The 16,863-nt window shown below is 53.9% G+C and carries 27 protein-coding genes; 14 read left to right on the forward strand and 13 right to left on the reverse strand.

Annotation, left to right across the window (positions count from 1 at the left end; all coding sequences use genetic code 11):
• Positions 1 to 8 precede the first annotated feature (8 nt).
• The 5 genes from NVIE_RS00955 to NVIE_RS00970 all read left to right on the forward strand — a co-directional run bounded on the left by NVIE_RS00955 (position 9) and on the right by NVIE_RS00970 (position 2,724).
• The gene (locus tag NVIE_RS00955) at positions 9 to 878 is read left to right on the forward strand and encodes a GNAT family N-acetyltransferase (protein WP_227717423.1); all 870 of its coding nucleotides are present in this window, start codon (positions 9 to 11) and stop codon (positions 876 to 878) included.
• Positions 879 to 922: 44 nt separating this feature from the next.
• On the forward strand, positions 923 to 1,366 hold the full coding sequence (locus tag NVIE_RS00960) for a phosphoribosyltransferase (RefSeq protein WP_158435019.1): 444 nt from the start codon (positions 923 to 925) through the stop codon (positions 1,364 to 1,366).
• A gap of 85 nt (positions 1,367 to 1,451) precedes the next feature.
• Positions 1,452 to 1,589: a hypothetical protein gene (locus NVIE_RS15070; protein WP_158385223.1), complete on the forward strand. Its 138-nt coding sequence runs from the start codon at positions 1,452 to 1,454 to the stop codon at positions 1,587 to 1,589.
• On the forward strand, positions 1,586 to 1,870 hold the full coding sequence (locus NVIE_RS00965) for a hypothetical protein (RefSeq protein WP_075053610.1): 285 nt from the start codon (positions 1,586 to 1,588) through the stop codon (positions 1,868 to 1,870). Before NVIE_RS15070 ends, NVIE_RS00965 begins: the two co-directional genes overlap by 4 nt.
• A gap of 467 nt (positions 1,871 to 2,337) precedes the next feature.
• The gene (locus NVIE_RS00970; RefSeq protein ID WP_144239387.1) at positions 2,338 to 2,724 is read left to right on the forward strand and encodes a hypothetical protein; all 387 of its coding nucleotides are present in this window, start codon (positions 2,338 to 2,340) and stop codon (positions 2,722 to 2,724) included.
• Here NVIE_RS00970 and NVIE_RS00975 read toward each other — a convergent pair.
• Positions 2,721 to 3,068, reverse strand: coding sequence for a muconolactone Delta-isomerase (locus NVIE_RS00975; RefSeq protein WP_075053612.1), 348 nt, complete (start codon positions 3,066 to 3,068; stop codon positions 2,721 to 2,723). The two genes, NVIE_RS00970 and NVIE_RS00975, sit on opposite strands and share 4 nt — an antisense overlap.
• A 93-nt stretch (positions 3,069 to 3,161) precedes the next feature.
• On the opposite strand from NVIE_RS00975, the gene NVIE_RS00980 reads away from it, so the two are divergent.
• The 4 genes from NVIE_RS00980 to NVIE_RS00995 all read left to right on the forward strand — a co-directional run bounded on the left by NVIE_RS00980 (position 3,162) and on the right by NVIE_RS00995 (position 6,012).
• Positions 3,162 to 3,722: a hemerythrin domain-containing protein gene (locus tag NVIE_RS00980; protein ID WP_075053613.1), complete on the forward strand. Its 561-nt coding sequence runs from the start codon at positions 3,162 to 3,164 to the stop codon at positions 3,720 to 3,722.
• A 10-nt stretch (positions 3,723 to 3,732) separates the two neighbouring features.
• Positions 3,733 to 4,146 carry a hypothetical protein gene (locus NVIE_RS00985; protein ID WP_075053614.1) on the forward strand — a complete coding sequence of 138 codons (414 nt, stop codon included), beginning with the start codon at positions 3,733 to 3,735 and terminating at the stop codon, positions 4,144 to 4,146.
• A gap of 39 nt (positions 4,147 to 4,185) precedes the next feature.
• Positions 4,186 to 4,653 (forward strand): S1C family serine protease, encoded by a 468-nt coding sequence (locus tag NVIE_RS00990; protein ID WP_075053615.1) that lies wholly within the window; start codon positions 4,186 to 4,188, stop codon positions 4,651 to 4,653.
• A 126-nt stretch (positions 4,654 to 4,779) separates the two neighbouring features.
• Positions 4,780 to 6,012: an aminotransferase class III-fold pyridoxal phosphate-dependent enzyme gene (locus tag NVIE_RS00995; RefSeq protein ID WP_075053616.1), complete on the forward strand. Its 1,233-nt coding sequence runs from the start codon at positions 4,780 to 4,782 to the stop codon at positions 6,010 to 6,012.
• Here the strand turns inward: NVIE_RS00995 and NVIE_RS01000 are convergent.
• Entirely contained in the window at positions 6,009 to 7,271 is a 1,263-nt protein-coding gene (locus tag NVIE_RS01000; RefSeq protein ID WP_144239388.1) for an acyl-CoA dehydrogenase family protein, read from the reverse strand. The two genes, NVIE_RS00995 and NVIE_RS01000, sit on opposite strands and share 4 nt — an antisense overlap.
• Positions 7,272 to 7,327: 56 nt before the next feature.
• On the opposite strand from NVIE_RS01000, the gene NVIE_RS01005 reads away from it, so the two are divergent.
• Positions 7,328 to 7,774, forward strand: a complete 447-nt coding sequence (locus NVIE_RS01005; protein ID WP_075053618.1) for a MaoC family dehydratase — start codon at positions 7,328 to 7,330, stop codon at positions 7,772 to 7,774.
• A 380-nt stretch (positions 7,775 to 8,154) separates the two neighbouring features.
• Here NVIE_RS01005 and NVIE_RS15765 read toward each other — a convergent pair whose 3' ends face one another.
• The 4 genes from NVIE_RS15765 to NVIE_RS15085 form a co-directional block, all read right to left on the reverse strand.
• On the reverse strand, positions 8,155 to 8,418 hold the full coding sequence (locus tag NVIE_RS15765) for a hypothetical protein (protein ID WP_158435021.1): 264 nt from the start codon (positions 8,416 to 8,418) through the stop codon (positions 8,155 to 8,157).
• Between the two features lie 483 nt (positions 8,419 to 8,901).
• Positions 8,902 to 9,222, reverse strand: coding sequence for a hypothetical protein (locus NVIE_RS01015; RefSeq protein WP_075053619.1), 321 nt, complete (start codon positions 9,220 to 9,222; stop codon positions 8,902 to 8,904).
• 260 nt (positions 9,223 to 9,482) lie between these two features.
• Positions 9,483 to 9,755 carry a hypothetical protein gene (locus tag NVIE_RS16015; RefSeq protein WP_075053620.1) on the reverse strand — a complete coding sequence of 91 codons (273 nt, stop codon included), beginning with the start codon at positions 9,753 to 9,755 and terminating at the stop codon, positions 9,483 to 9,485.
• Positions 9,756 to 10,275: 520 nt separating this feature from the next.
• Positions 10,276 to 10,476, reverse strand: a complete 201-nt coding sequence (locus tag NVIE_RS15085) for a hypothetical protein (RefSeq protein WP_075053621.1) — start codon at positions 10,474 to 10,476, stop codon at positions 10,276 to 10,278.
• 260 nt (positions 10,477 to 10,736) lie between these two features.
• Between NVIE_RS15085 and NVIE_RS01030 the strand changes: the two genes are divergently transcribed.
• Positions 10,737 to 11,261 carry a hypothetical protein gene (locus tag NVIE_RS01030; RefSeq protein WP_144239389.1) on the forward strand — a complete coding sequence of 175 codons (525 nt, stop codon included), beginning with the start codon at positions 10,737 to 10,739 and terminating at the stop codon, positions 11,259 to 11,261.
• Here NVIE_RS01030 and NVIE_RS01035 read toward each other — a convergent pair.
• From NVIE_RS01035 to NVIE_RS15090, 4 genes are all read right to left on the reverse strand, one after another.
• On the reverse strand, positions 11,258 to 11,587 hold the full coding sequence (locus NVIE_RS01035) for an ABC transporter ATP-binding protein (RefSeq protein ID WP_144239390.1): 330 nt from the start codon (positions 11,585 to 11,587) through the stop codon (positions 11,258 to 11,260). The genes NVIE_RS01030 and NVIE_RS01035 overlap by 4 nt on opposite strands.
• 23 nt (positions 11,588 to 11,610) lie before the next feature.
• Positions 11,611 to 11,790 carry a hypothetical protein gene (locus NVIE_RS01040; RefSeq protein ID WP_075053624.1) on the reverse strand — a complete coding sequence of 60 codons (180 nt, stop codon included), beginning with the start codon at positions 11,788 to 11,790 and terminating at the stop codon, positions 11,611 to 11,613.
• A gap of 77 nt (positions 11,791 to 11,867) precedes the next feature.
• Positions 11,868 to 13,706 (reverse strand): DNA polymerase IV, encoded by a 1,839-nt coding sequence (dinB, locus tag NVIE_RS14505; RefSeq protein WP_084790545.1) that lies wholly within the window; start codon positions 13,704 to 13,706, stop codon positions 11,868 to 11,870.
• 68 nt (positions 13,707 to 13,774) lie between these two features.
• The gene (locus NVIE_RS15090) at positions 13,775 to 13,927 is read right to left on the reverse strand and encodes a hypothetical protein (RefSeq protein WP_158435022.1); all 153 of its coding nucleotides are present in this window, start codon (positions 13,925 to 13,927) and stop codon (positions 13,775 to 13,777) included.
• An 88-nt stretch (positions 13,928 to 14,015) separates the two neighbouring features.
• Between NVIE_RS15090 and NVIE_RS01055 the strand changes: the two genes are divergently transcribed.
• Positions 14,016 to 14,504 carry a peptidylprolyl isomerase gene (locus tag NVIE_RS01055; RefSeq protein ID WP_075053625.1) on the forward strand — a complete coding sequence of 163 codons (489 nt, stop codon included), beginning with the start codon at positions 14,016 to 14,018 and terminating at the stop codon, positions 14,502 to 14,504.
• Here NVIE_RS01055 and NVIE_RS01060 read toward each other — a convergent pair.
• Positions 14,501 to 15,082 (reverse strand): TetR/AcrR family transcriptional regulator, encoded by a 582-nt coding sequence (locus NVIE_RS01060; RefSeq protein ID WP_075053626.1) that lies wholly within the window; start codon positions 15,080 to 15,082, stop codon positions 14,501 to 14,503. The genes NVIE_RS01055 and NVIE_RS01060 overlap by 4 nt on opposite strands.
• Positions 15,083 to 15,245: 163 nt before the next feature.
• On the opposite strand from NVIE_RS01060, the gene NVIE_RS15810 reads away from it, so the two are divergent.
• Positions 15,246 to 15,851: a DM13 domain-containing protein gene (locus tag NVIE_RS15810; protein ID WP_075053627.1), complete on the forward strand. Its 606-nt coding sequence runs from the start codon at positions 15,246 to 15,248 to the stop codon at positions 15,849 to 15,851.
• A gap of 14 nt (positions 15,852 to 15,865) precedes the next feature.
• Here the strand turns inward: NVIE_RS15810 and rnhA are convergent, their stop codons facing one another.
• A complete protein-coding gene (rnhA, locus tag NVIE_RS01070; protein WP_075053628.1) occupies positions 15,866 to 16,339 on the reverse strand; it encodes a ribonuclease HI in 474 nt (157 codons plus the stop codon).
• A 20-nt stretch (positions 16,340 to 16,359) separates the two neighbouring features.
• Positions 16,360 to 16,572, reverse strand: a complete 213-nt coding sequence (locus tag NVIE_RS01075) for a hypothetical protein (RefSeq protein WP_144239391.1) — start codon at positions 16,570 to 16,572, stop codon at positions 16,360 to 16,362.
• An 80-nt stretch (positions 16,573 to 16,652) separates the two neighbouring features.
• Between NVIE_RS01075 and NVIE_RS14690 the strand changes: the two genes are divergently transcribed.
• Entirely contained in the window at positions 16,653 to 16,838 is a 186-nt protein-coding gene (locus NVIE_RS14690) for a hypothetical protein (RefSeq protein WP_144239392.1), read from the forward strand.
• The last annotated feature ends 25 nt before the right edge of the window (positions 16,839 to 16,863 follow it).

Raw genomic sequence — 16,863 nt, forward strand, 5'->3', positions numbered from 1 at the left:
CGTGACAGTTGGACAGCCGCGACGGCTTTATCATCAGGTCAATGAAAAGACAGGAGCTTGACCTAGCACTCGGCTGGGCTGCCGGCGAGGGGTGGAATCCCGGCCTGCACGATGCAGATGCGTTCTATGATTTTGATCCTGGAGGTTATCTTGTGGGGCTGCTTTCTGGCGTCCCTGTCGGCTGCATCTCTGCAGTGGCCTATGGCAGCAAGTTTGGGTTTCTTGGGCTTTATATCGTCAAGCCCGAGCACAGGGGCAAGGGCTTTGGTACGGAGCTGTGGCACCAGGCTATGCGGCGCCTTGGGAGCCGCAATGTCGGCCTTGACGGCGTGGTTGGGCGCCAGCGGAACTATGAAAGAAAAGGTTTTGTGCTTGCGCACCGGAATATCCGCTATGAATTAGCCGGCGGCGAAAAAATGGCAATGCCGGACAACAATGTGGTAGACTTGCGACAATACAGTATAGGTGCCGTTGCGGAATATGAAAAGGGGCTATTTCCTGCAACGCGTGCTAGATTTCTGGAAAAGTGGCTGAATCCTCCGCAAGGGATTGCCTTGGGCTATGTGGACGACGATGACGACAGCAGCGACAAGCTTGCCGGATATGGCGTCATTCGCAAGTGCGCTAGGGGATTCAAAATAGGGCCCTTGTTTGCAGACACACAACGCGGCGCAAGAAAATTGCTTTCTGGGCTGGCAGGGCACGCCGCCGGGGAGCCTGTCTACATCGACATCCCTGAAGCAAACAGGGCGGCGGTTGACCTTGCCAAGGAAGCTGGGATGAACAAGGTGTTCGAGACTGCGAGGATGTACAACGCCTCCAAGCCCGACCTTGACATTTCACGCATCTATGGCATGACCACACTTGAACTGGGCTAAGACAAATTTGCTTAAATGAAGGGTAGTTAATGGAGGAAACGTACATGCAGCCCGGAAATGGACCAGACGGTGTGGAGTACTGCAGCTGGCAGGAGATCCAGGATCTGGTGCACAAAATTGCCGCAGCCCTGCATGGCAAAGCTATAGCAAAATACGATTGCATACTGGCAATAGCAAACGGCGGCATAATCCCTGCCAAACTCTTGGCTGAAGAGCTTGGCATCCGCCGGATAATGCTAATCCCTGTCCACGAGAAGCAGATAGTTGAAGCGGAAATGCCACGCCTGGAAGCAGGAAAGAAGTACCTCGTCGTCGACGACATCTATGACACTGGCGACATTTACCAAAAAGTGGCAAGAGCCACGCGGGGCTTTGACTGCACATTTGTATTCTGCATGAGCCGCTACAGCCAGGAATTTGGCGCCTACGGGAAGCTGCTGAACCACAAACGGTGGATAGTTTTTCCGTGGGAAAAAACACAGGCATAGCCCAGCTGGCTGTGTTTTTGTCTCTGCATCTAGAGAGTCTTGCGTTCAAAATTCAAAAAGGGGCTCTGCCACACATATTGTGCAGATGGCCAGAAAAACAGTCTATGGAAAGTGCCCCAAGTGCAAGGCCCGGGGCGACCTCGTCGTGATGTCAGGAACGCCGGGCAAAGAGAAGTTCAAGTGCAACCAGTGCTACCATGTTTTCGGGATGGACGAGCTGTGACGATCTACCGATGCCATGACGGGCACATCAGCTTTGCAAAGGAGCCTCTTTTGCACTGCGGCATGAAAGGCTGCGAAAACCCGGTTGATGCAGTAAGCGACGCCGACATCGAGTGGTTTTACCGCATAAGCCCGTCTGGCCTTGCGATAAACGAGCAGGACCTGCACATGATTCTAAAAGACAGGAACATGCCGCAAGACGTCAAGGAAAGGGTACGCGAAATCTTTCCTGCCGCACAGAAACAGGAAAAGAAGAAGAGAAGGTTCTTTAGCTTGCGGTAAAAACTTCAGAAGAAGGAGAAAAGAAGGTAAACGGCGCTTGGCGATCCTGCACCAACGACCTGTTCAGCCCATGCCGTCAAAGTCGCGGTTTTTCACCTTCCGATGCAGTTTTTGTTTTTCTTCGTATGCCGCCAAGCGCCAACCTCAAGTATCGGGTGTCGGCACTATCATTCAATTGTATTATGCAGTTCTAATATAAAAAACTGCCTTGAATTGCATTTATCTTGTCTTTTTTGTAGTAAACTATATTTTAGATACAGTTTATTCAAATTTGATGAATTATGTATCTTTTCATGCTCTAGGTTTGACATCAATCTGCTAATGTCGATTGCGCGCAGCGCACGGTTTTGATTGTGTTGGATATTGCTAAATGCCCTGCAGCAGCGACTGGCGTGCTGTAACAAAAAGCGTCCTGCATAAGCTCTGTATCAGAACCTTAACAAAGCCCTTTGGGGGCACCGGTGCATGTGCAGTACGACGAACTGTGCAGCCGCATACTCGGGCTTGAAGGCTCGATACGCTTTGTGGCACTTGCAGATCACCTGGGCCTGCTGATAGCGACCGTGTACCGGGAGGGCCTCGTACCGCTTGCGACCAAGGAGGAAACGGCCAAGTACGCGGGCCAGCTTGTGCTACTCACCGGCGCCGTCTCAGGCGGCAAGTTCATGTCAAAGGTGGGCAAGATGCAGTACGTGGTGGGCAAATTCGAGAACCTCGTGAGGGCCACCATCCCGATAGTGTCAGACAGCTATGACAAGTACTATCTTTTGATGTCGCTTGACGTCGACTCGGACTATGTCCGCGCCATCGACAAGGTGCTTGCCTTTTTGCGCGAGAACCACTCGGCGTTCTAGCTCTGGCCCTTCTTTTCCGGGTTTGGCATGGAGCTTACTATTGTCTGGAGCTCTGTAACGATGCTCTCGACTGACTTTATCTCTGTCAGCGGCCGGACTGCCCTCTGCACCAGAGGCATCGACGGTAACAGGAACAGCACCTGCTGCAGCTCCTCGTTTGACGCCACGTCAAGGACGATCATCCCGCCAGGCGAGTCTGCGAACGCGTACGCAAACTTGATCTTGCCCTGGTCCTTCAGCTCCTGGTACGTGGCAAAGGTCTGCTGGAGCATCTTCATCTGCGCAATTGCGACTTCGGGTCCGACGAATTCAAGCTTCACTGTGTCGATGACAAGAAACAGCATACTGCCCAATAATTGCCGCCGGCGCCAATAAGCCTGTCGGTGATCATTATGTGCCAATAATGTTGATATGCTGGCTCTCATTCAAAAAATGCCATGTCGTCTACAGAATCGCTGCGCAACGATCATTTCCTCATCGAAAAAATGATGAGGGCGCTCAACGTAACCGCGGACCTGCTGCAGGCCGGCAAGTCCATCCCCGCGCCATTCCTTGAGCAGGCGCTGGACTTTACAAAGAACTTTACCAATGTCTGCCATCACGGCAAGGAGGAAGACACGCTGTTCCCGACGCTGGAAAAAGGCGGCATGCCAAGGGAGGGCGGGCCGATAGCAAGGATGCTCTTTGAGCACGAGATTACAAAGCAGCTTGCAGAAAAGATGGACGCGTCTGCCAGGGCGTACGTCCAGACTGGCAGTGCAGACCAGCTCGTGGCGGACATTCGCAGTTATACCGGCCACGTCTCGCAGCATTTGACAAAGGAGAATTTCCGCCTGTTTGCGATGGCCGACATGATGCTGCAGGGAAAAGCCGCTCAGGTAGGCCAGGAGCTGGCCAAGACGGAAGAAGCAAAACTGCATTCGCTTGGCAGGACCCGGGGACACTATGAGCAGCTGGTCGACAGCTACGACGCAGAGATAAGGAAGAAGCAGGCGTAGGCAGGCGGAAATGGCCCGCGAGCAGGACAACAACGACATTGAAAGGATGCTCCGGGAGCTGCACTCATCATACCTGAAGGGAAACGAGTACGACGAGGGCGACCCTATTTTCTACCGGATAAACTACCGGCTTGCAGACGCCTTTGCCCTCACCAAAGAGGAGGCCGAGCGCCACCACGCAGAATACCACCGGAAAAACCCGCGGCGCGTGTCGGAGGGATTCTGCGACGCTTGCAATAGAATAGTCGGGATCATTCCGATAATCTACGGGGTGCAGGAAGGCGACATGGAGCGCATGAAGGCCGCAGAAGAGCAGGGGCGGCTGATAATCGGCGACCTGTCGCAGGTCCGGGAGGGCGCCAAGGTGGCGATGTTTGGCTGCAAGTCATGCAAGACCCCTCTTGCAAAATACGGGAGCATCTAACAGAAAAGTTGTTATCACGCGCCTGCGTGGAAATATTTCGTGGCACACAGCCTGGCAAGCACCGGCGCGGCGTTTGCGATACTCTTTGCCGTGGTGGGGGTTTCCTTTGCGTACGTTAGTACAAACCCTGTGACCGTCCAACCTCCGCAGACTGAGCGAGGGCCATGGACGGGCATATCCGGAGTCAACCTGACGCCTGCGATAGCAAGCGCCATGGGGACCAGCGAGCAGTCGGGCTTTCTCGTCGTGGGAGTCGTGCCCGGCAGCCCTGCAGAAAAGGCGGGCATAAGGGGCGGCGATAGGGCAGTCACGGTGGACGGCCGGGAAATACGTGTAGGTGGCGACATCATAATAGAAGTCGACGGCCGGCCGGTGACAGGCTTTGCAGAGATCCAGCAGGACTTTCAGCAAAGGCAGGTGGGCGAAACGATGCGCTTTACCGTGGTCAGGGCAAACACGACCATGGAGATTCCCGTGCTTCTTGAAGAAAACCCTAATCCCCAATGACCTTCTCGCATTGCGCCTTTTTTGCCGCGACGACGATACCTGCACAGGCACTTTTGCGGCAGGCAAGCTTTTGTGTTGTTGTAGTAGTAGCCCAACCTTAATAGCGACTTTTGTCAAACCACTTCCGTGAAATACGCCAAGGTATCAGGCGAGCTTCCCGGACCAATAGCATCTGATGTTATTGCCGTCCTGAAAAAGAACTGCTACGACTCGACATTTACGTACCCGCTTGTCATCGCAAGCGGCAGCGGCTGCGTGGTAAAGGACATCGACGGCAACTCGTTTCTTGACTTTACGTCAAACATTGGCGCATGCCCGCTCGGCTACTCGCACCCTGACGTCATCGGCGTACTCGCAGAGATGAGCCGGAACGGCGCGCACAAGATTGCCGGCCAGGACTTTTACTGCAAGGAGCACGCCGACCTTGCAGAGCAGTTTGTCTCTGTGCTCCCCGACGGCTTCAAGGCGTTTTTCATAAACTCTGGCGCAGAGGCAGTCGAGAACGCTATCAAGATTGCTTATCGAAAGAGGTTTGCAGAGGGCCTGCCGGTCCTCCCCGGCGTCTCGTGCACAGGCGGCTTCCACGGGAGGACGCTTGGCGCACTGTCGTTTACGTATAGCAAACCGGTGCAAAAGGCTGGCTTTCCCGAGCTTGCCGTGATGAGAATAAAGTTCTGCACCACTGACGGCGACGAAGAGATCGACGCTGTTGAAAAGGTGCTCGCAGAAAACAAGGCGGCGTTTGTGCTGACCGAAATAGTGCAGGGAGAAGGCGGCTACAATATCGCAAGCCGGCGGTTTGTGCAGAACCTGCGCAATGCGACCAAAAAATATGGCGTGCCACTGATACTTGACGAAGTCCAGTCTGGGATGGGCCGGACCGGCAAGTGGTGGGCGTTTGAGCACTATGGCGTCCTGCCGGACATCATGAGCGCGGCAAAGGCCCTGCAGGTGGGCGCCACGGCGTACAGGAGCGACTACGACCCCGGCCAGCCGGGCGTGCTTTCAAGCACGTGGGGTGGGGGGAGCAGGATAGACCTTGCGGTGGGCACAACCGTTATTGAAGTGATAAAGCGCGACAGGCTCCTTGCAAACGCGCTTGTGATGGGCGAGCGGCTGAAAAAGGGGCTTGCCGACCTTGTCGGCAAGAAGAATGGCATAATCGACGTGCGCGGCCTTGGCCTTATGATCGGAATAGAGTTTGACACAAAGGAGAGCCGCGACTGGGCCCTGCAGCAGGCGTTCCGGCGCGGGCTCCTCTTGCTTCCTGCCGGCCAGAAGGCCATGCGCGCGATACCTCCGCTTGTGGTCACCGGCGAGGAGGTCGACGAGGGGCTTGAACTGATGGCAAGCCTCTAGTACGCCGCATACTCGTCACCTAGAACGCCTGACGCTATCTTGAGCTCCAGCACCTCGTTTGCGCCCTCGTAGATAATAGTTGCGCGCGAGTCAAGAAAGTGGCGCGCAACGCGGGCGGTTTTCCTGTATCCTGCAGAGCCGAACACCTGCACCGACCTGTTGGCGCATTCAAACGAGCGGTTACTTGCATGGAATTTTGCAATGGCGGCAAGCCTGTCTGCCTCCCACCTGAGCGCCGCGTATTCTCTGTTCTGCCTGCCAAGCCTGCCGAGCCATTTTTCATTTTCTTTCAAGCCTTCGACGTATTCATGGAGCTTCTGCCTTGCAGCTGCCGCCCTGTAAACAAGCCAGCGCGAGCTTTCAATATCGACTGCAATCCTTGCAATGTGCTCCTGTACAAGCTGCTTTTTAGCAAGCGGCCCTCCGTGCTGGTGGCGCGACTTGGCGTACGCCACTGCTTCAGCAAGGCAGTCCTCCATGACTCCGACCGCGCCGGCGGCCACGCTGAGCCTGCCGTCGATTAGCGCGCTGTACGCGATGCTCAGGCCCCGGCCCTTTCTGCCAAGCAGGTTCTTTTTCGGGACTGTGCACCTGTCAAAATAGATCTCGGCGTTTTTGACCGTGAAAAGGCCCATCTTGTTTTTCATCTCTTCCACCCTGAGTCCCTTTGCATCGCCGTCGACGATAAAGGCCGACACCCTGCCCGTGGAAGGGTCCTTGGCGTACGTCGTCATGACGCCGGCAAACGTGCCGTTTCCAATCCAATGCTTTTTGCCTTTCAACAAAAACCCTTCCGGCGTTTCCTCAAACGTCGTCGTCATTGCCGCCGGGTCGCTTCCGGCCGCCGGCTCTGTGAGTGCAAACGCCATAACCTTTTTGCCGGTGGCAGTGTCGGGCAGGTACTCTTTTTTCTGCTCTTCATTGCCCCACCCCTGCAGCACCAGCTGACCGATGGAAATGTGCGCGGAAAAGAACGTGCGAAGCGAGCTCCCCTCCTGCCCTATCCTTTCGATGGCAAGCGCGTAGGTGAGCATGTCAAGGCCAAGGCCGCCGTATCTTTTTGATATCGGGCAGCCGAGCATCCCTATCCTGCCAAACACCGGGACGACCTTGTCGTTGAGCCTCTCTGCAAGGTACGCCTCGTCCTCGTACGGCCTTATCTCCCTGCATGCCGCGTCGATCCCGCCCAAAAACTCTTGCTGCTTTTTCGAAACTTTGAAATTCATCTCGGAAATGTCAGAATAATAATAGTCAGGCACGCCGGACTGAAATTCGCGGCGTAGGTATAAAAGCAAGGCTGCGCGAATTTTAGCGAATGAAGTTTGGTGAGTTTGCCGTCGGCCAGGAATTTTCCGCGTCCACGACGATAAGCGAGGCCGACTTTAACGCGTACATCTCTTTTGCACGCACGAGAAACGTCCTGCACGAAAACCGCGAGCTTGCGGAAAAGGAGGGCATCAAGGGCACGCTCGTACCGGGCAGGGCGGTCATCGCAAGGGCTGAGGGCGAGATGACGCGCCTACCTGCATTTTCTGACTGCATGATGCTCCTGTACGGGATGGACGGCGACCCAGAGTGGGCAGGGCGCCAGACGCGTTTTCTGGGAGAGGTGTACGCAGGCGACACGCTTGACGTCAGGTACAGGATTGCATCAAAAAAAGAGGAGAAGGGATATGGGATATTGCGGGTCGACTATGAGATAAGCCGCTCCGGGAAAACCGTTGTCGTGTCGCGGGGCAACCTGTACCGGATAAAGATCTGATTTGCAAGCGCAATCACGCCCCCCCAGCACGCGCTACTTCTTTTGTGCGCTTGCGGCCGCGGCATGCGAAACGCTGCATTCCGCCGCTCTTGTTCTGGCGCATGCTAGGCTGTCATGCATCGTTTGGACTGTCTTGGGTGATGCCTCCTCTTTAGATTTGACATCAAAAGGGGAATAAGCGGCCTGTCCTGTAAGAATTTTACCGTGCATATGCTGTGTAAAAGAAATACCTCTGACATAAGCTGGTGGACGATACGGGATCAAATTAGCATGGGAAAGATAGGATTGTTGGAAATACTGCACGTGTGCGAAATTTCGACGATTCATCTTGCAAAAAAATAACAGGTGATAGCTCGAGAGTTATCACCCTTTTTGATATTCTATGTTCCAGTGCTTTCAGTGTCCACAGTGTCCACCGTGTCCGCCATGTCCCCTGTGTCCACCGTGTCCGCCATGTCCATCTTTTCCACCTTTGCCGCCTTCTCCACCTTTGCCGCCTTCTCCACCTTGTCCACCGTCTTCACAATCTCCTCCATCGCCACCATCTCCTCCATCGCCACCATCTCCTCCGCGTCCACCATCGCCACCATCTCCTCCATCGCCACCATCTCCTCCGCGTCCACCATCTCCACTGGATCGTGCATAAGCATCTGGCAGCACGATTGCATAGGATCCAATCGCAAGGCCAACGGCTAGTACAGCCAGTAAAGACACAAGGTTGCTTCCTCTTGGATATGACATCATCATAATATACAGCAGATGCTGATTATAATGTCTTAGCAATAATAATTAACAATAATAATAGATAAGACCATTATTTTGAAATCCTAACGTATAATTGTCATATTATTTGAGATTGTACTAGAAAATCCACAGGTTTCTGCCTAATATAATTTTTTCGAATAACTTCCTTCTGAATGAATAACCACTTGTCAGGGCGAAAAAGGGCTATTCCACTTCAGCCGTTTCAGACAGGCTTTTCCATCATCATTCATTCTACAGCATTTCGCACTCTGCCGAGATGTAAGAGTAGAAGGAATAATGAAGAGTACCTCTTACATAGACAGAACTCTTCTCCATTTTTCTTTTTGAGTATCTCGCTGTCCTGTATGAAACTCAAAAAATATTCAATTCTCAAGACATGGCCTGCCGCAAGCGCAAGTGGTAAATAAAATGGCGGAGCTAATTCTTGTTTTCCTCCTAGCAGTCTCCGCCAGCTCCACCTGCACCACCTTCGCCGCCAGCTCCACCGGCACCGCCGCCATTGCTACCCGGTTCTCCAGGTTCTCCAGGCTCTCCCGGCTCGCCAGGTTCTCCTGGTTCTCCACAAGCTCCTCCATCGCCGCCGTCACCTCCGGCTCCGCCAGCTCCACCGGCACCACCACCTGCTCCGCCAGCTCCTCCATCGCCGCCGTCACCTCCGGCTCCGCCAGCTCCACCGGCACCATTCGCTTTAGTGGCTCCTGTGTATGCAACACCTGTGTATGCAACAGCGAGTGCAATAACCATTAGACCAAGCCACAGAATTTGTGTCTTCGAAAGATTTTTTGACATGGTATGTATATTGTTACGGATTTATTTAAATCCTTCTAAAATTGCACATTTATTTGGAAAAAAGAAGACTTTTTTGTAATTCCTCTATTAAATAGAAAAAATCGGGTGGTAAGGGTTACCACCCATTTTCGGTATGTGTATCGTGTTGGTGTTACTACTTGTTACTACGCGTCTCCTCCGTCGCCGCCGTCGCCGCCGTCGCCGCCACTGCAGTCATTGTCCCTGCCTGGGCAGAAACCGCCGTCTCCTCCGTCGCCGCCGTCTCCTCCGTCGCCGCCGTCACCACCGCCACGGTGACCGTGACCGCGATCACCAGCGTCTCCGCCATCTCCGCCATCTCCGCCATGACCGCCATAGCAGTCATTGTGTTTCCCGGGACAGAAGCCTCCATCTCCGCCATCTCCGCCATCTCCACCGCGTCCTCCATCGCTGCGGTCTTTCTTCTTCTTATGGTCTCTATCCGCGAAGGCCTTATCTACAGGCAACGCGGTCGCCGTTATCATCCCAACGAGAGCCACGAGCACAACTCCCGCCAGCACAAGTTTCGTCGTTTGGTTGTTCGACATCACATACCTGATAGTGTGAGATTTATTTAAGTGGTTTGCAGACCGATTAAGTATATCATATTTGATAAGGCAAATCTTGAATATCATTATGTGTAATTCGATTATCATAGAATAATTACAACGGAATTACTAAATGGGCATCTCTAATATGCATGAGGTATTTTGATGCCATGTATCAGATCATTGACGAATTTATCAATATGACATCACCTTAACATTTTCAAGGCTGAGCCTCTCTAGGCAGATTTTGCAAGCCTGTTCACTTACTTTTGGCTAAAAGGCAATTACACCACACACGTCGAGTATCTAGCACAAGCCTCTGCCAAAAGTAGTCAAGGTGCTCTTGCAGGACGTCATGAAGCGTATACGCATATGCGTGGCTCAATCCTGCTTTTTTAGAGACTCTAACTTCTGAGAAAGGTCGTCTAGATATTTCAAACGCTTCACCCGCCATTCTCTTTTTTTAACCTCATTCGGGTTTTTGAGCATCAACAACATGACGTACCGTTCCTCTTGAGTTAGTAGTTCTAATAATGCGTCAATATCCGAAGGTGTAAGCGTTGTCAGATTCTTTGGAACCATGAGACATTATCTCCACTACCACCATCATCGTTATCATCAATGTGATAACGTCCAACGAGGAAGAATTTATCTTGAACGTTTTGATATGGTCTCTACTAGTACCTGCCCCCGAATTTCTTTTCCCATTCCCTACCGCGGAAGAACGAGTTCCAAAACCAATGCTGCGCCAAGATTTACAAATTCGAAGAATTAATGTCGAATATTCATTCTTACTCTTATTACTTGTCATTTTTTATTTCTGCAGATGGAAATTGACGTGTGTGCCAACAAACAAGAAGCATCTCTGCTCCAGAGATCTCGTGGTAGTAATAATAATTTCGATAGCCACGGAATTATCTCTAGTGTTAGCGCCACTTGTTGTTGTAAGCGGCACTTTGAAACCGGCTGCGGCGTTCAGGCCGCAATCTGACGAGCTGGATCCCGGCTGCAATGATGATGCCGGCAGGCATTGGGAAGCTGGAGATAGAGTTGCAAGTGTATTCTATCAGGGATTTGTAGTGGTGTTTTTATGCGAATCGTCCTCCTGGAGTGAAGAGGATAGGTATGACAAAGTAGTTTCTGTGCCAACAGTTGGCCCCCATAAGCATTCATGCTCCGCTCGTACTGATAATTTTGAAGGTGGCGGATCCGTAACAAAGACGTATGATGCAGAAGATAAAGTAGCCATGCAAAAAGAATCAAAAGATGGTGGCCTGCTGATCCAGATATACCAATGTAAATACAAGCACGATGTGACCAACTGGGAGTTACAAGAGACGCTTCCGGCAGCTTCAGTCAGTACCTAGAACCCTGCCTTTTTCATCTTGGAGCCGCAGTTTGGGCACGACACCTTGTTGTGCTTGGTGCCGCAGCTGATGCAGTAATAGTTGATACTGCTGCTACCTTCGCCATCCTTCTGGCCAAAGGGGTTTCCAAACAGCGAGCCCTGCCGGCCGCCGACCTGCTTCATAAAGCGGTACCTGCGATAGTACGCAAGGCCAAAGATGATTGGCAGCAGCACCATGAGCGAGTACGGAAAGTCGATGAACATGGTGATCACGATGCTTATTGCAAAGTAGATTCCAAGCCAGAGGATCTGCTGGTACAGGAACCGCTTTGCGCCTGCGTCCATCTGTGTGTACATATCCACACGTGTTACATATATGTAAGCCGGGCAGCCCCTCCTTGACCTTCTTCTTCAGGCGCAAGGTGGCACATGACGTGGCCGAGGAGCTTTTCGTGCATGTGCGCGTCCTCGTCTGACAGGAACACCGTGCTGCAGCGCTCGCAGTAAAACAGCCTGTCCTGAAGCAGCGTTCCGGAACCTTGTTCCATAATTATGATACTGCGTCGCAGGATTGTAGCTATAAACGCTGTGGGTTGACATTGTAGACGCGCCGCGGAAAACGCGTTCACCCTCCCTGTCCTGCAAAAAAGTCAAGGAGCGTCCGCTGCGCCTCCTGCCTCCCGGGGTGGCTCAGGTTGGTGACGCGCAGGCCGACCTTTCGGACCGGCGCGTCAAGGTCAAACCTGTCGACCAGCTGCGGAATTGCCGCAAGGATGCTCTCGCGCCTCTGCTGCGGACCCTGGTACGACATCTCTCTCGTCTCGATGGAAAAGTCGGCCCTGACTATCTTTGCGCCCACCGTGCGAAACAGGTAGCCATGCCCTGCCACCCTGGCGTACAGCTCGTCAGAAAGGGCGGTCAGTTCTGCAAGGACCTCCTTTCTGCCCTTTGCATGTACTTCAAGGCTGTGCTCCGTGCTTATCGAGACGTGGTCCTCCCTTGGAACGACGGGGTCGCTGTCTGCGCCTGTTGCCACCTGCCACATCCACAGGCCGTTTCTGCTGCCAAAGCGCGACGTCAGCTTTTGCACGTCGCATGCCGCAAGCTGGCCTATGGTTGCGATGCCTATCTTTTTCAGCTCCTGCTGGGTCTTGGGGCCGATGCCTGAGATCCTGCCTACCTCGAGAGGCGCAAGGAAATCCTGCAGCCTGTCAGGATAGGCCACGGTGATGTCGTCAGGCTTTTTGAAATCAGACGCTATCTTGGCCGCCGACTTGGAAGGCGCCACTCCTATCGAGACTGAAAGGCCGCACCTCTCCCTTATCGCCCTCTTGATCGACGACGCGTACTCGTAGGGGCTTGCGTCGCCGGCAGCGGCCCTTGCCGTGCAGTCCAGGAACGCCTCGTCTATGCTTGCCTGCTCTATCACGTCTGCAAACCCTGAAAGGACTTCCATCACCTTCTCGGACACTTGCTTGTAGTACGCAATGTCGACTGGCCGGAGGTCCATATCGGGGCACAGCGCCAGCGCCCTTGCAAGCGGCATGGCCGACCTGACGCCAAACCTGCGCGCCTCGTACGAGCAGGACGATACCACGCCGCGCGTTATCTTGCCGGCAGGCTGGTCAGTCATTATCACGGCGTGCGGCCTGCCCTTGAGGGCCGGCTCGCGCAGCTCCTCGCAGGAAGGGTAAAAGGCGTTGAGGTCGACGCAGAGGATCATCCTGCTGCCTGGGGACCACCTTGGCGCAGGCACGGGCAGGGCAGGGGCAGGCATGGGGCCGGCGTACTTGCGCTCTGGCAGGCCAAGGTGCGTGAGCGCGGCGTTTGCGCCGCCCGGGCTGTCTGCGATTATTATCGACATGTCAACCTGCCCATCCTGCCCCGCTTCTTTGAGGGCCATTTCAAACTCGGCCTTCCAGTTGCCGGCGTTGCCTGAAAGCCTGAGAAAAATGAAATCCGACGTGATGGCGACAGCAGCTTCTTGTACGTTCCTTCCACTCCTCCAGTACATGGCCGCGCCGTGCCTCCTCAGTACGTTGTACGTGGTGTCTTGAAACCATGAGGGGTGGGCAAAGTCGAGGATTGCCGAGTAGCCGTGGTAGGTGGAGGTGGCAAGCACTCTGTCAAGCCAGCGCCGCCCGTCCTGAAGTGTGAGGCCCTGCGGCGTCCTTATCACCACCGCAAGCGTCTTTTCCTCTATCGGCCTGAAAGCTTCAAGCAGGTTTCCAAGCTCGACGCTATCCTCTTCTGCTGCTGCCTGCTCTGGTATCCTGACGACAAAGCGAAAGCCCTCTGGCGTCTCGTGCGCCCACCTCCAGAACGAGTGCTCGTAGGTGGCCGGCACGCCCACCTCGACGACGTCAAACACCCGGGAATAGTGGGAAAGGTACTCCCTTGGCGCAAGCGCCTGCGGGTAAAAGTTGCCAAACCTCCACCCTGCGCACCCGACGAAATGCTTCAAGTGCAGAGAAGCTTGCTCCGGCCCTTATAACGTGGGAGACACTCTCGGGAGAGGGGGAGAGATGCATCTCAGGCCGCGCCCAGCCCTGTCCTCTCTGCATACTCGATTGCAGGGTGGCAAGAATAGCAGTAGCTGCACCGGATGCACGAGTATGCTGTGCGCTTGCCGCACCACTTGCATTCGCTATACCTTGGCTTTAACGGTGAGAGGTACTCGTGCATGTATACATTAGATGATTGTCGATTCTGATAAATGACCTTTTCCCTCACGCAGGTTCAAATACCTGCCAGTGGCAACCACTGCTATTCTATGCCAACTGCCAAGATTCAGACAAAGCACGGCGACATCGCGATCGAGTTCTTCCCCGACGTTGCACCCAAGCACGTCGAGAATTTCAGAAAGCTTGCCTCTAGCGGCTTTTTCGATGGCACGCTCTTCCACAGGATAGTGCCCGGGTTTGTGATCCAGGGAGGCGACCCTCTGACAAAGAGCGCGGCAAACAAGGGCCGGTGGGGAACAGGCGGCCCGGGATGGAGCGTAAAAGCCGAGTTCAACAAGACCAAGCACTCGCGGGGAGTGCTGTCGATGGCCCGGGCGATGGACCCAAACAGCGCCGGCTCGCAGTTCTTTATCGTCCTGAAGGACTCTAACTTTCTCGACGGCCAGTACACCGTCTTTGGCAAGGTGACATCCGGCATGGACGTTGTCGACAAGATTGCAGCCCTGAAAACGGACGCAAACGATGCGCCGGCAGACCCCGAGCAGGCAAGGATGGTTAAAGTCACGTACAGCGACTAGCTGGAGCCGGCGATGACTGCCTTTAGCATCGCCACCCATGCCTTTTTGTTCACGGAATCGCTCACGCCAAGCATCCTGTTCACCGCAAGGCCGTCATAGAGCGCGACGAGTGCTATTGCAAGGCCGGCAACGTCTACGTCCTTTCTGATAAATCCCTCGCCGACCTTCTTTTTGAGCCCCTCAAGTACATGCTCGTGCACCTTGAGGTGGTACTCGTACATCGCCTTTTTGAGACGTGGGTTCCGGGTGGACTCGACTACCATCTCCAGCATCACCCTGTCGTTTCCGCGCTCACGCCTGCGGATGTTGTCAAAGATCTCCTCGGCGTCAGAGGCGGCGTTTTCCTTCTTTGTGAACAGGTGCGCGTCATGGCCGTCGCCTGCCTTCAGGCTCGTCTCGCAAACTCCCAAAAATAGGTCCTCTTTGCTCTTGAAATACAGGTACAGCGTGCCCTTGCTCAGGCCCAGCCGGCGCGAAATGTCGTCCATCTTGGTCTTGTCGTAGCCGGTCTGCGAGAAACTCTCAATCGCGGCCTGGATTATCCTGTCGCGCACTTCGGCCTTGTGAGCACTTGTCACCTTTGGCGTCTCAGAGTCCCTCCCCTGCGTCCACGGTAGTTGATTGCTGGCGGGGGCTAATAAGTATACTGACTGGTCAGTCATTTTTATGACAACGAGATGTGAATAAATCTGGATGGGATCTGGAAAAATGGTTTTAATAATGACGGCCGCTGGTTTGCACATGAACAAGCGCGTCACAATAGCGGCGATCGTCGCAGCGGCCATCTTGGTGCCGGCGACGGTGTACGCCGCATCTCCTCTCTTTATCACGACCATGATAGACGAGCCGTCGCCTATCGCAAACGCTGGTGACGCGATGATGGCAGAAAAAAATGAAGAGGATGCGATGGCAGACGACAACGACCGGAAGCCGGATGGCACGATGATGTCCAAGGACGAGGCAGAAATTGACAAAGGCTCGACTGAAGATGATGCTATGATGAAGGACAAGGTGCTTGTTGAGACAGGCGGGACGTTTGCAGGCGCCGGCGACGGCTTTCACAACGCGGAAGGGACTGCAAGGGTGCTGCACCTGGGCAGCGGCAGCTCTGTTTTGAGGCTTGAAGAATTCAAGGTCACAAACGGCCCCGACCTCTACGTGTACCTCTCTGCCGACAAAAGCAACGCCGACTATGTCAGCCTCGGGAGGCTCAAGGCCAGCAGCGGCAACCAGAACTACGACCTGCCAGACGGAATAGACCTCTCAAGGTACGACAACGTGATAATCTGGTGCCAGTCGTTCTCGGTCTACTTTGGCGGGGCGCAGCTCACCACTACTTCTGCGTGAGCACGCGCCTCTCCTCATTTTATCATGTCAAGAAGGCCGGGGTTTTCCAGCAGCGCGTTGTTGTAGGCCCTCTCGCTCAGCTTGTCTGCCTCGCTGTTCTGCTCGCGGGGAACCCACGCTATCGAGATGTCGCGGAATTTTCTCCTCAAGAGCGCGGCCTTTTGAAAGAGCGGGATTATCTGCTTGTTTTTTACCCGGAACTCGCCGTTCATCTGTTTGACGACCAGCTGCGAGTCGCCCTTTACCTCTACCCAGTGAGAGGTATAGCCGTTTTCGTCAAGCCATTCCAGCGCCTTTATGAGGGCGGTGTACTCGGCGACATTGTTTGTGGACTGGGCAGATGGCTCTGCAGCAACTCCGGAGCCACTATGCAAAAGCCTGCCGCCCTTTTCTTTGATGACGTAGGCATAGCACGCAATGCCGCCCGGGTTTTTGGGCAGGCAGAGGCCGTCAAAATACACCTCAACTACAGCAGCAGTATTGCTCACAGGTATATACCTGTATGTTGTTACGCGGGCCTCGTTATCACTATATCGCCGGTCAGGTCGTCAAGCCTGTCCTTTGCGGCGTTTGTTACGTTCTCTATCACCGGGTTGTCGCCTATCTTTTTGGCGCCCTGGACTATGCCGGAAAAGAAGGTCTGCCACCCAAGGCCGATGATCGCAAGGACTACCACTCCCACCACTATCCACGTCAATAGTCCCATGTCGTAGATGCGCATAAAACGGTATTAAGAATTCAGGAAAAAGGTTCTGTAAGTATCAGCTAAATTAGAGCTAGAGGTGAATTTGGCAGCTGTCGATGCCTTTTCTTTGCTCCGTGCGACTATTGCCGATGGCCATCTCCGGCTACAGACACACGGATGACAAGAGGAGCAGGCAGGAGCTGATGGAAGAGATAGCGAGGCTGAAGGAAAAGCTAAGGGCAAAGGACGAGGAAATAGCACTTCTCAAGAAAAGGCTTGCGCTTTACAAGGCGTTGAAATGAGGCGAAAGAAAAAGAAAGAGGAGGG

It is taken from the genome of Nitrososphaera viennensis EN76 (assembly GCF_000698785.1).
Lineage (GTDB): Archaea > Thermoproteota > Nitrososphaeria > Nitrososphaerales > Nitrososphaeraceae > Nitrososphaera > Nitrososphaera viennensis.

Excerpts from the sequence above, each read along its gene's own strand:
- NVIE_RS00960 (WP_158435019.1), top strand. The coding sequence starts at position 923 with ATGCAGCCCGGAAATGGACCAGACGGTGTGGAGTACTGCAGCTGGCAG.
- NVIE_RS15070 (WP_158385223.1), top strand. The coding sequence starts at position 1,452 with ATGGCCAGAAAAACAGTCTATGGAAAGTGCCCCAAGTGCAAGGCCCGG.
- NVIE_RS00975 (WP_075053612.1), bottom strand. The coding sequence starts at position 3,068 with ATGCTGTTTCTTGTCATCGACACAGTGAAGCTTGAATTCGTCGGACCC.
- NVIE_RS00980 (WP_075053613.1), top strand. The coding sequence starts at position 3,162 with ATGTCGTCTACAGAATCGCTGCGCAACGATCATTTCCTCATCGAAAAA.
- NVIE_RS00985 (WP_075053614.1), top strand. The coding sequence starts at position 3,733 with ATGGCCCGCGAGCAGGACAACAACGACATTGAAAGGATGCTCCGGGAG.
- NVIE_RS01005 (WP_075053618.1), top strand. The coding sequence starts at position 7,328 with ATGAAGTTTGGTGAGTTTGCCGTCGGCCAGGAATTTTCCGCGTCCACG.
- NVIE_RS15765 (WP_158435021.1), bottom strand. The coding sequence starts at position 8,418 with ATGCACGATCCAGTGGAGATGGTGGACGCGGAGGAGATGGTGGCGATG.
- NVIE_RS01015 (WP_075053619.1), bottom strand. The coding sequence starts at position 9,222 with ATGGTGCCGGTGGAGCTGGCGGAGCCGGAGGTGACGGCGGCGATGGAG.
- NVIE_RS16015 (WP_075053620.1), bottom strand. The coding sequence starts at position 9,755 with ATGGAGGACGCGGTGGAGATGGCGGAGATGGCGGAGATGGAGGCTTCT.
- NVIE_RS15085 (WP_075053621.1), bottom strand. The coding sequence starts at position 10,476 with ATGGTTCCAAAGAATCTGACAACGCTTACACCTTCGGATATTGACGCA.
- NVIE_RS01035 (WP_144239390.1), bottom strand. The coding sequence starts at position 11,587 with ATGGACGCAGGCGCAAAGCGGTTCCTGTACCAGCAGATCCTCTGGCTT.
- NVIE_RS01040 (WP_075053624.1), bottom strand. The coding sequence starts at position 11,790 with ATGGAACAAGGTTCCGGAACGCTGCTTCAGGACAGGCTGTTTTACTGC.
- NVIE_RS15090 (WP_158435022.1), bottom strand. The coding sequence starts at position 13,927 with ATGCACGAGTACCTCTCACCGTTAAAGCCAAGGTATAGCGAATGCAAG.
- NVIE_RS01055 (WP_075053625.1), top strand. The coding sequence starts at position 14,016 with ATGCCAACTGCCAAGATTCAGACAAAGCACGGCGACATCGCGATCGAG.
- NVIE_RS15810 (WP_075053627.1), top strand. The coding sequence starts at position 15,246 with ATGAACAAGCGCGTCACAATAGCGGCGATCGTCGCAGCGGCCATCTTG.
- NVIE_RS01075 (WP_144239391.1), bottom strand. The coding sequence starts at position 16,572 with ATGCGCATCTACGACATGGGACTATTGACGTGGATAGTGGTGGGAGTG.
- NVIE_RS14690 (WP_144239392.1), top strand. The coding sequence starts at position 16,653 with ATGCCTTTTCTTTGCTCCGTGCGACTATTGCCGATGGCCATCTCCGGC.